The organism is Streptomyces sp. NPDC029164, from assembly GCF_055563995.1.
Map to the genome: position 1 here is coordinate 1 of NZ_JBVHWW010000077.1, position 10010 is coordinate 10010.

Genomic DNA, 10010 nt, shown 5'->3' on the forward strand with positions numbered 1-10010 from the left:
CCCCCCCCCCCCCCCCCCCCCCCCCCCCCCCCCCCCCCCCCCCCCCCCCCCCCCCCCCCCCCCCCCCCCCCCCCCCCCCCCCCCCCGCCTCCCCCTCCTCCTCCTCAAGGTCTCCTCTTCCCAAGGAACGTGATGGACCTCCGTATCGAAGACCGCGTGTACCTCGTCACCGGCGCGTCGTCCGGGATCGGCGCGGCGACCGTCCGGCTGCTGGCCGCCGAGGGCGCCATCGTCGTCGGCGTCGCCCGCAAGCCGTGGGACACCGAAGCCCTCGGCGACCGCGTCAGCACCGTCGCCGCCGACCTCACCGACCCCACCGCGGCCCGCCACGTGGCCGACACCGTGATCGAGCGCCACGGCCGGCTCGACGGCCTCGTCAACAACGTGGGCGCGCTGGAATCCCGTACCGGCTTCCTCGACGTGACCGACGAGCAGTGGACGAGCACCTTCGACGTCAACTTCCACTCCGCCGTCCGCATGACCCGCGCGGCCCTGCCCGCGCTCCTGGAGACGGGAGCGGGCTCCCTCGTGCACATCGCCAGCGAGGCCGCGCGTTTCCCCGACCCGGGCATCGTCGACTACGCCGCCTCCAAGACGGCGCTGCTGTCCGTGTCCAAGTCCCTGGCCGCGGAGTTCGGCGTACGCGGGGTGCGCTCCAACGTGGTCTCGCCGGGGCCCACCCGGACGGCGCTCTTCGACGCGCCCGGCGGCTTCGCCGAGCAGCTGGGGGAGCGGTTCGGCCTCCCGGCCGACGAGGCCGTCCAGCACTTCATCCGCGTGGTGCGCGCGCTGCCGAGCGGCCGCATCGGGACGCCCGAGGACGTCGCGGGCATCGTCGCGTACCTGCTGTCACCCCTCGCGACCCAGGTCACCGGCGCCGAGTGGAGCGTCGACGGCGGCGCCCTGCGGCAGATCTGACCCGGGCCGATGCGTGCTTCCCTCCTCGCCCTCGCCATCGGTGCCTTCGGCATCGGGACCACCGAGTTCGTCATCGTCGGCCTGCTCCCGGAGGTCGCCGACGACCTGTCCGTGTCCATCCCCTCCGCCGGCATGCTGGTCACCGGCTACGCCCTCGGCGTGGTGGTCGGCGCGCCGCTGATGACCGCGGCCGGCGCCCGCCTGCCGCGCAAGACCATGCTCGTCGTGCTCATGGGCATCTTCATCGCGGGCAACCTGCTCTGCGCCCTCGCCGGCGACTACACCGCCCTCATGGGCGGCCGGCTGATCGCCGCCCTCACGCACGGCGCCTTCTTCCGGATCGGGTCCGTCGTCGCCGCCGACCTGGTGGCCCCGGACCGGCGGGCCAGCGCCATCGCCCTGATGTTCACCGGACTCACCCTGGCCAACGTACTCGGCGTACCACTGGGCACCTTCCTGGGCCAGGAGTTCGGCTGGCGCTCCACCTTCTGGGCCGTCACCGGCATCGGGATCGTCGGTCTGCTCGGACTCGTCACCCTGGTCCCGGCGCAGCCGGCGCCGGAGCGCGGGGCGCTGCGCGGCGAACTCGCCGTCTTCCGCAAGCCCCAGGTGTGGCTGGCGCTGACGACGACCGTGCTCGGCTTCGGCGGCGTCTTCGCCTCCTTCACCTACCTCGCACCGATGATGACGGAACTGGCCGGCTTCTCCGACGGCGCGGTCGCCTGGCTCCTCGTCCTCTTCGGGGTCGGACTGTGCGTGGGCAACGTGCTCGGCGGCCGGGCCGCCGACCGGGCCCTGATGCCCAGCCTGTACCTCATCCTGGGCGGCCTTTCCCTGGTGCTGGTGGTCTTCACCTTCACCTCGCAGGCCGCTGTGCCCGCCGCGATCACCCTGGCCGCCTTCGGGGCGATCGGCTTCGCGACGGTGCCGCCGCTGCAGGCCCGCGTGATGCAGCAGGCCGCCGGGGCCCCGGCGCTCGCCTCCGCGGCGAACATCGCGGCCTTCAACCTCGGCAACGCCCTCGGGGCCTGGCTCGGCGGTCTCGCCGTCGCCCACGGCCTCGGCTGGACCGCGCCGACCTGGATCGGCGCCGGGCTCGCCGCCGCCGGTCTGGGCACCGCGGTGCTCTCCGGCCGGCTCGACCGCAGGACCCGCCGGCCGGGCCCGCTCCCGGAGGCGGAACTCCCCGCCGAACCGCACTCCGTACAGCAGCACTCCGCATCCGAGCCATCCGCACAGCTCCCCTCCGCCGGTGCCGGGTACGGCACCCACTCCATCGTCGAAGAGAAGTCGAGGTAGTCCCACATGAACGGTGTCGATCGCCGGACCATGCTCACCCGCAGTGCCGCCGTCGTCGGAGGCGCCGCGGTGGCCGGCGCGCTGGCCGGCCCCGCGGCCGCCGCCACGGCCCCCGCCGCCTCCGGAGCTCCCGGCACGGCCGTCGGAGCCGGATCCGTCGTGCGGCCGGGTGACCCCCGCTACGAGATGCTGACCACCGGCAACAACCAGCGCTTCGTGGCCCGCCCGGACTACATCAGGATGGTCCGCTCCACCGCGGACGCCGAACGCGCCCTGAGAGACGCCGTCCGCGCGGGCAAGCGGGTCTCGGTGCGCAGCGGCGGCCACTGCTTCGCCGACTTCGCCGCCCATCCCGACACCGAGGTCATCATCGATTTCTCGGAGATGACGCACGTCGGGTACGACCCGAGATTCCGGGCGTTCGTCGTCGAGGCCGGCGCCCGTCTGATCAACGTGTACGAGGCCCTCTACAAGGGCTGGGGCGTCACCATCCCCGGCGGCATCTGCTACAGCGTCGGCGCCGGCGGCCACATAGCGGGCGGCGGGTACGGCCTGCTCTCGCGGGCCCACGGCCTGGTCGTCGACCACCTCTACGCCGTGGAGGTCGTGGTCACGGACGGCAAGGGCGGCGTACGGACGGTCGTGGCCACCCGCGAGAAGAACGATCCGAACCGCGAGCTGTGGTGGGCGCACACCGGCGGGGGCGGCGGCAACTTCGGCCTTGTGACCCGCTACTGGTTCCGCTCCCCGGGCGCCAAGGGCTCCGAACCCTCCGAACAGCTCATCTCCCCGCCGTCGACGGTCCTGGTGAGCGCCGTCGACTTCCCCTGGGAGCAGCTGACGGAGGCGAAGTTCGCCCGGCTGCTCAAGAACTTCGGTGCCTGGCACGCCGCGAACAGCGCCCCCGACTCCCCGTACCGCCATCTGTCCAGCCTGTTCAACGTCAGCTCCAAGGCGCACGGCAGCCTGGGCATGTTCACCCAGGTCGACGCGACCGTGCCGAACGCCAGAAGGCTGCTCGACGACTACCTCGCGGCGATCACGGCCGGCACCGGGGTCACCCCGAAGGCACTGACCCGCGCCACCGGTGAACTGCCCGCCATGCCGCAGTTCGCGGAGCCGAGAACCCTGCCGTGGCTCCAGGCGACCCGGCTGGTCGGCACCAACAACCCGACCATCACCAATCCCACCTCACGTGGCGCGCACAAGTCCGCTTACATGCGCAGAAACTTCACGGACCATCAGATCGCGGAGCTCTACCGGTACATGAGCCGGCCGGACTTCAAGAACCCGGACACGATGCTGGTGCTGTTCTCGTTCGGCGGTCAGGTCAACGCCGCGGCGCCCGACGCGACGGCCAACGCGCAACGGTCGTCCATCTTCAAGATGTGCTTCCAGACCTTCTGGCAGGAGGAGAGCGAGGACGAGTTCCACCTGGGCTGGCTGCGCGGTCTGTACGAGGACTTCTTCTCGGCGACCGGCGGCGTGCCCCTGATCGACGACAGCACCGACGGCTGCTACATCAACTACCCCGACCGTGACGTCACCGATCCGCGCCGCAACCGCTCCGGCGTGCCGTGGCAGACGCTCTACTACAAGGACAACTACCCGCGCCTGCAGCAGGTGAAGAGGCGCTACGACCCGTCCGACTTCTTCCGCCACTCCATGTCCATCAAGCCCGCGCGAGGCTGACGCTCCTCGCGTCCCCGCCGCGTTTTCGCTGGTCAGAAGCCCCGTACTCCGGTCTCCGGAGTGCGGGGCTTCTGTCGTTCCCGCTCAACCGTTCGAGTGTCCGCGGGCGTTCGTTGACTCCCCGGCCGGCTCCGGGAAAGCTGTCTCTTGGCCGGAAGAGGGCAGCTGAAAAGCCCCTCGCAGCGAGATCCGATCCCCTGGCCACCACCCGTCGAACAGGCCCGCGGCACCGCCGTGCCGCGCCCTCCCGCGTCATGCCACGGCTCGATTCCCAACGCGTCAGAAAGTAGAGGAAGCCATGCGTTCCGTCGCCGTAGTCCTCGGCACCCGGCCGGAAGCCATCAAGTTCGCGCCGGTCATCCGCGCCCTCCAGGACGACCCGCGCTTCGAGCCCGTCGTGATCTCGACCGGGCAGCACCGTCAGATGCTGGACGAGACCCTCGACGCCTTCGGCCTCACGGCCGACGTCGACCTGAAAGTGATGGCCCCCAAGCAGACCCTCTCCCAGGTCACCTACCGGTCCCTGCGCGGCCTGGAGGACTACTTCGCCACCGCCCCCGCCCACGCGGTCCTGGTCCACGGCGACACCGCCACCACCCTCACCGGGGCCCTGGCCGGCTTCCATCAGCGGATCCCCGTCGTCCACGTCGAGGCCGGACTGCGCAGCGGCCGGCTCGGCTCACCCTTCCCCGAGGAGGGCAACAGACGGCTCGTCGCCCAGGTCGCCGCCCTGCACCTGGCCCCCACCCCCGGAAACCTGGCGAACCTGCTGCGCGAGGGCATCGACGCGGGCACCGTCACCGTCACCGGCAACACCGTCATCGACGCCCTGCGCTGGGCCTGCGGCCGCGCCGAGAGCTACGGCGACCCGGCCCTGGCCGACCTCGACGTCGACCCCAGCCGGATCGTCCTCGCCTCCGCGCACCGCCGCGAGGCATGGCCGCACCTGCCGCAGATCGGGCAGGCCCTGGCCCGCATCGCCGACGAGCCCGGCGTACGCGTCGTCGTCCCGCTCCACCGCAACCCCGTGGTCCGCGAGGCGCTCCTCCCGTACATCGGCGGCCACCCGCACATCACCGTCGTCGACCCGCTGCCCTACCTCAGTTTCTGCAAGCTCATGGCCCGCGCCGACCTCATCGTCTCGGACAGCAGCGGCAGCCAGGAGGAGGGCCCCGCGCTCGGCAAGCCCACCCTGGTCCTCGGCGACGTCACCGAGCGCTCCGAGGCCATCGTCGCCGGCACCGCCCGCCTCGTCGGAACGGCCACCGAGGGCATCGTCGCCGACACCCTGGAGCTCCTGCGCGACCAGGCCGCGTACGAGCGGATGGCCAACGCCGCCAACCCGTACGGCGACGGACGGGCCACCGCCCGCACCGTCGCCGCACTCGCCCACTTCTTCGGCCTGGGACCCGCCCCCGAGCCCTTCGTCCCCGAAAGCGCCGCCGACGAGCTCAGCGTCGAGCTCGCCCGTACGGCCGCCTTCGCCCGCACCTGACCGAGAGGAAGCCCGCATGACCGCCACCCCGTCCGCCATCGAACGCCCGCTGAACTTCAGCACCCCGTACCTGAGGGCCGACCTCGTGCGCGACGCCGTGGACTACACCGTCGAAGGCCGCACGATCGTCGTCAACCCCGGTGTGACCCCCGTGACCATCGCCGAGGAGTTCCGCAAGACCATCCCCCCGCTGTCCTCGACGGTCCTCGCCGACACCCGCATCGAGAAGGCCGACGCGCTGCTCCTGCTGCGCCCCGCCGCGGACGACGCCGACATCAGCGGCATCGTCGAACAGTCCGGCTGGTCGCACCTGGCCGATCTGCTCGCCCCCGGGGAGTTCTCCCGTGAGACCCCGCTGTACCGCAGCCCGCAGGACGACATCAACACCGTCCTGTTCGACCCGGCCCACGTACTGGGCGAACGCGAGACCGTACTGGACCAGCGGGAGTTCAACGTCCGCGCCAACCTGTGGTTCGCCCCCGCCGGCACCGACTGCTTCATCCACAACCAGCACGACTTCATCGAGGTGCACACCCAGGTCCACGGCCTGGGCCGGATGCAGCGGTTCCGCAGTGAGGACCAGGCCTCCCTCTACCAGGACGTCCTGATGAGCCCGGGCTACACCACCCCCGACCCCTTCTGCGCCACCGGCCCCCAGTGCACGTACCACTACCCCCGCCACCAGTACCGGGCCGACACCGACTGCATCTGGCTCGCCATCGAATACCACCCGGTACCCCGCGCCCTGCGCACCCTCCCCTTCCCCCAGTCCTCGTCTCCGCTCGCGACCACCCTGGAGAACCAGTCATGACCGCCACCGCCAAGAACCCCGAGACCGTCCTGCGCGCCCCGAAGTTCACCGCCGAGGTCGTCGCCGACCAGCTCCGCGACGGCTACTGGCTGGAGGCGCCCGACATCGACGGCGACGGCAAGCCGGACCTGTTCGGCTACGGACTGCGCCTCGGCGAGATCTACTGGTACGCCAACGACGGCGACTGGACCCGCCGGCTGATAGCCGACCGCATCAAGATGCCCGTGGGCGCCGACTTCGCCGACGTCAGCGGCAACGGCCACCCCGACGTCATCGTCTGCTACGACCTCTACGGCCCGATCGGCACGATCCACGACGCCAACACCGAAGGCGGCAAGATCGACTGGCTGGAGAACCCGGGCACCCCCGACAAGGACGAGTCCCGCTGGAAGCGGCACTACGTCGGCCGCGCCACCGGCATGCACCGCCTGCGCGCCGGCCACTTCACCCGCACCGACCGGCTCCAGATCATCGGCCTGCCGATCGTCGCCAAGGAAGACGTCCACGCCGTCCTGCCGGTGGTGCTGTTCACCCAGCCCGACGACGTGCACACGGCCGAGGAGTGGCCGATGACCGTCATCGACGACAGCCACTTCCGGATGATCCACGGCGCCGAGAAGAAGCAGGGCCTGGTTCCCGGCTCCGACCTCGAATCCCTCCTGCTGGCCTCCGACGAGGGCGTCACCTGGCTCTGGTTCGACGAGAACCGCCGGGAGTGGGTCCGCGAGCTCATCGGCACGGGCGAGCTCACCCAGTTCGAGCAGACCGGCTTCCGCGGCAGCGGCGACCTCAACGCGGGCCGCCTCGGCGACGACCCGATGGCCTACGTCGCCGCCATCGAGCCCTTCCACGGCAACACCGTCGCCGTCTACACCAAGGCCGCCGAAGGCGAGGGCTGGAACCGCGTCCTGCTGGACGTCTACGGCGACCCCAACGAGAACGGCGAGGGCCCCGGCCACCAGATCGTCTGCGCCGACTTCGACGGCGACGGGGACGAGGAGTTCCTCGTGGCGCTGCGCGGCCCGTGGCCGTGGCAAGGCGTCATGTACTACAAGGCGATCGACGCGGCCAACGGCGTCTGGGCCAAGTGGCGCGTCTCCGAGGAGTCCGTCGCCCGCATCGCCACCGCCGACTTCAACGGCGACGGCCGCCTCGACTTCGCCACCATCGCCTACTCCGTCCAGAACTACTACGTGGCCAAGGACGCCAAGCTCATGGTCTACCGCAACCAGATCGAGCAGTAGGCCCCCCACGCCCTTCCCGGCAGTCCCGTACGCCCCTTCGCGCCGCCGGGACCGCGCACTGCACGGCGGAGCACGGTCCCGGCCGCCGTCCCCGACGAACCCCACTCCCGAAAGAGCGATTCCTGTGGCCTCCACGACGTCCCCCGACGCCGCGAAGCGGGCGAAGCTGCCCTCACTGACCGGCCTGCGGTTCTTCGCCGCGCTCTCCGTCTTCTTCTTCCACTCGTCCCTGACCGACTCCCCGATCCCGCCGAACGCGCCCATCAACCCCTTCGCCGACGCCTCGATCGCCGACGGGTTCTCCACCGCCTTCGGCAAGGCCGGCTACCTGGGCGTCTCCTTCTTCTTCGTCCTCTCGGGGTTCGTCCTCGCCTGGGCCGCCAAGCCCGGCGAGCGCGTCACCGCCTTCCTCCGCCGCCGGCTGCTGAAGATCTTCCCCAACCACGTCGTCGTCTTCGCCGCGGCGATGATCCTCTTCGCAGGCTCGGCCGTCACGGGCGTCGCCGACTGGCTCCCGAACCTCTTCCTCATCCACACCTGGTGGCCGCAGCCCACCATCAACCTCAGCGTCAACCCGCCCAGTTGGTCCCTCGGCAGCGAGCTGCTCTTCTACATGCTCTTCCCGGCGCTCATCGTTGCGATCCGCAAGCTCCGCGGCCGGACCGCCCTGTGGGGCTGGAGCGCCGCCATGATCGCGGGGATGATCGCACTCCAGCTGATCGCCACCTACTTCGTCCCCGACACCCCGAAGTCCACCATCACGCCCATCTCCGGGATGCAGTTCTGGTTCGGCTACCTGCTCCCGGCCGGCCGCCTCTTCGAGTTCGTCCTCGGCATCCTGCTCGCCCGCATCGTCCTCGCGGGACTGTGGCCGCGCCGCGTCGGCTTCGGCGTCTCCCTCGTGCTCACGGTGCTCGGCTACGCCGCCGCGCTCGTCGCCCCGTTCCAGTACGGGTTCGTCGTCGCGACGATCATCCCGGTCGCCGCGCTCATCGGCGCCACCGCGAGCGCCGACGTGGAAGGCCGCGCCACCTTCCTGCGCAGCCGGCCCATGGTCTGGCTCGGCGAGGTCTCCTTCGGGTTCTACCTCGTCCAGGGCGTCACGATCTTCTACCTCCGCTCGCTGCTGGGTGAGAACACCTACAGCGTCCCGGTGGCCCTCCTGGTGATCGCCGGCTTCTTCGCCGCGTCGCTGCTCGGCGGGTGGCTCCTCTTCCGCTTCGTCGAGATGCCCGCCATGCGCCGCTTCGGCCGCGCCAGGCCCCGTACGCGGCCCGCCCCGGCCACGGCCGAGGCCCCGGCCCCGTCCCCGGTCCGCGAGCCTTCCGGGGACCGGACCCCGGTCACCGCGGCCGCCCGGGACTGACCCGCCGCCCTACCGCTCCCCGCCCGCGTCGGCATCCGCCGACGCGGGCTTCGGCGTTCCCCGGCCCGGGGCGGCGGAACCGGCCGTCAGGCTCGACAGCATGCGCAGGGCCGCGTCGGACGGGGAGGACTCGGGGGCGCTGTAGAGCAGCATCCGGTGATTGGTGCCGTCCGTGAGGTGCAGGTTCTCGAAATCGAGGGTCAGCGGGCCGACGACGGGGTGGTGCAGGGTCTTGGTGCCGACGGTGCAGTCCCGTACGGGATGCTTCGACCACAGCGAGGCGAAATCGGGGCTCTGCAGCATGAGCGACCCGATGAGCTCGGCGAGCGCGCGGTCCTCCGGATTGCGTCCGGCGACCAGGCGCAGTGCCGCCAGCGCCACCCGGGCCTCGCTCTTCCAGTCCGTGTAGAGCTCCCGGGTGTGCGGGTCGAGGAACAGCATCCGCGTGAGGTTGGGGCGTACGGCGGGATCCTCGGGGCTCGAGAAGTCGAGGTGCCCGGCGAGCAGGGCATGGCCCAGCGGATTCCAGGCGAGCACGTTGTTGCGGCCGTCCAGGACGACGGCGGGCACCTGCGGCATCGCGCCGATCAGCCGGCGCGTGGTGTCCCGGGCGTACTCGGGACGGGGCGACTGCGCCCGCTTGGCGCGCGGCGGCCGGGCCAGGTTGAGCAGGTGCGCGTGCTCGTCCGGAGACAGGCGCAGGGCGCGGGCCAGGGCGTCGAGCACGCTGTCCGAGGCGTTCGTGCTCTGCCCCTGCTCCAGGTGCGTGTAGTACGTGATGCTCACGCCGGCCAGCAGGGCGAGCTCCTCGCGCCGCAGACCCGGTACGCGCCGGCGGGTGCCGTGTGAGGGGAGGCCGACGTCCTCGGGCTGGAGCTGGGCGCGACGGGTGCGGAGGAATTCGCCCAGGGCAGTGGGAGTGTCCATGCGTTCCAGTGTGCCGGGGGAGGGCGCGGAACGCTGCCCGTGAAGGTGGCCCTGGCAGTGCTAGCTTGCCCGGCGCCAGCACAACCAGGGGGCTGGGTAACCCCCTGCGACCAGTCCAGAGTCGATGACGCAACAGCTCGTTGCGTGATCGAGAGGAAGTGTCGCGATGTCGGTTGTCGAGGGTGCGCGTGTGGATGCGGGTGTGGGGGGTGGTGAGGGTCCGGTCCGTTTGGACGGGCGTTTGAAGTTGGTGTTGGT

The 10010-nt window shown here is 71.3% G+C and carries 8 protein-coding genes; 7 read left to right on the top strand and 1 reads right to left on the bottom strand.

All coding sequences use genetic code 11. The features are described 5' to 3' along the window. Positions 1-132: 132 nt before the first annotated feature. The 7 genes from ACZ4VT_RS37035 to ACZ4VT_RS37065 all read left to right on the top strand — a co-directional run bounded on the left by ACZ4VT_RS37035 (position 133) and on the right by ACZ4VT_RS37065 (position 8825). Positions 133-918, top strand: a complete 786-nt coding sequence (locus ACZ4VT_RS37035) for an SDR family NAD(P)-dependent oxidoreductase (RefSeq protein ID WP_362815196.1) — start codon at positions 133-135, stop codon at positions 916-918. A gap of 9 nt (positions 919-927) precedes the next feature. After that, entirely contained in the window at positions 928-2217 is a 1290-nt protein-coding gene (locus ACZ4VT_RS37040; protein WP_467955754.1) for an MFS transporter, read from the top strand. Between the two features lie 6 nt (positions 2218-2223). After that, the gene (locus ACZ4VT_RS37045; protein ID WP_467955755.1) at positions 2224-3909 is read left to right on the top strand and encodes an FAD-binding oxidoreductase; all 1686 of its coding nucleotides are present in this window, start codon (positions 2224-2226) and stop codon (positions 3907-3909) included. Positions 3910-4207: 298 nt separating this feature from the next. Continuing rightward, the gene (wecB, locus tag ACZ4VT_RS37050; RefSeq protein ID WP_467955756.1) at positions 4208-5404 is read left to right on the top strand and encodes a non-hydrolyzing UDP-N-acetylglucosamine 2-epimerase; all 1197 of its coding nucleotides are present in this window, start codon (positions 4208-4210) and stop codon (positions 5402-5404) included. 16 nt (positions 5405-5420) lie between these two features. Then, entirely contained in the window at positions 5421-6215 is a 795-nt protein-coding gene (locus ACZ4VT_RS37055) for a type 2 periplasmic-binding domain-containing protein (protein ID WP_467955757.1), read from the top strand. Further along, positions 6212-7459: an FG-GAP repeat domain-containing protein gene (locus ACZ4VT_RS37060; RefSeq protein WP_467955758.1), complete on the top strand. Its 1248-nt coding sequence runs from the start codon at positions 6212-6214 to the stop codon at positions 7457-7459. The genes ACZ4VT_RS37055 and ACZ4VT_RS37060 overlap by 4 nt, the downstream gene beginning before the upstream one ends. A 124-nt stretch (positions 7460-7583) precedes the next feature. Next, positions 7584-8825, top strand: a complete 1242-nt coding sequence (locus tag ACZ4VT_RS37065; RefSeq protein WP_467955759.1) for an acyltransferase family protein — start codon at positions 7584-7586, stop codon at positions 8823-8825. Between the two features lie 9 nt (positions 8826-8834). Here the strand turns inward: ACZ4VT_RS37065 and ACZ4VT_RS37070 are convergent, their stop codons facing one another. After that, positions 8835-9752, bottom strand: a complete 918-nt coding sequence (locus tag ACZ4VT_RS37070; protein ID WP_467955760.1) for a helix-turn-helix domain-containing protein — start codon at positions 9750-9752, stop codon at positions 8835-8837. Positions 9753-10010: the final 258 nt, after the last annotated feature.

Bases quoted from the DNA above. Each gene is read 5' to 3' on its own strand.
- ACZ4VT_RS37045 (WP_467955755.1), top strand. From the start codon at position 2,224: ATGAACGGTGTCGATCGCCGGACCATGCTCACCCGCAGTGCCGCCGTC.
- wecB (WP_467955756.1), top strand. From the start codon at position 4,208: ATGCGTTCCGTCGCCGTAGTCCTCGGCACCCGGCCGGAAGCCATCAAG.
- ACZ4VT_RS37060 (WP_467955758.1), top strand. From the start codon at position 6,212: ATGACCGCCACCGCCAAGAACCCCGAGACCGTCCTGCGCGCCCCGAAG.
- ACZ4VT_RS37055 (WP_467955757.1), top strand. From the start codon at position 5,421: ATGACCGCCACCCCGTCCGCCATCGAACGCCCGCTGAACTTCAGCACC.
- ACZ4VT_RS37070 (WP_467955760.1), bottom strand. From the start codon at position 9,752: ATGGACACTCCCACTGCCCTGGGCGAATTCCTCCGCACCCGTCGCGCC.
- ACZ4VT_RS37040 (WP_467955754.1), top strand. From the start codon at position 928: ATGCGTGCTTCCCTCCTCGCCCTCGCCATCGGTGCCTTCGGCATCGGG.
- ACZ4VT_RS37035 (WP_362815196.1), top strand. From the start codon at position 133: ATGGACCTCCGTATCGAAGACCGCGTGTACCTCGTCACCGGCGCGTCG.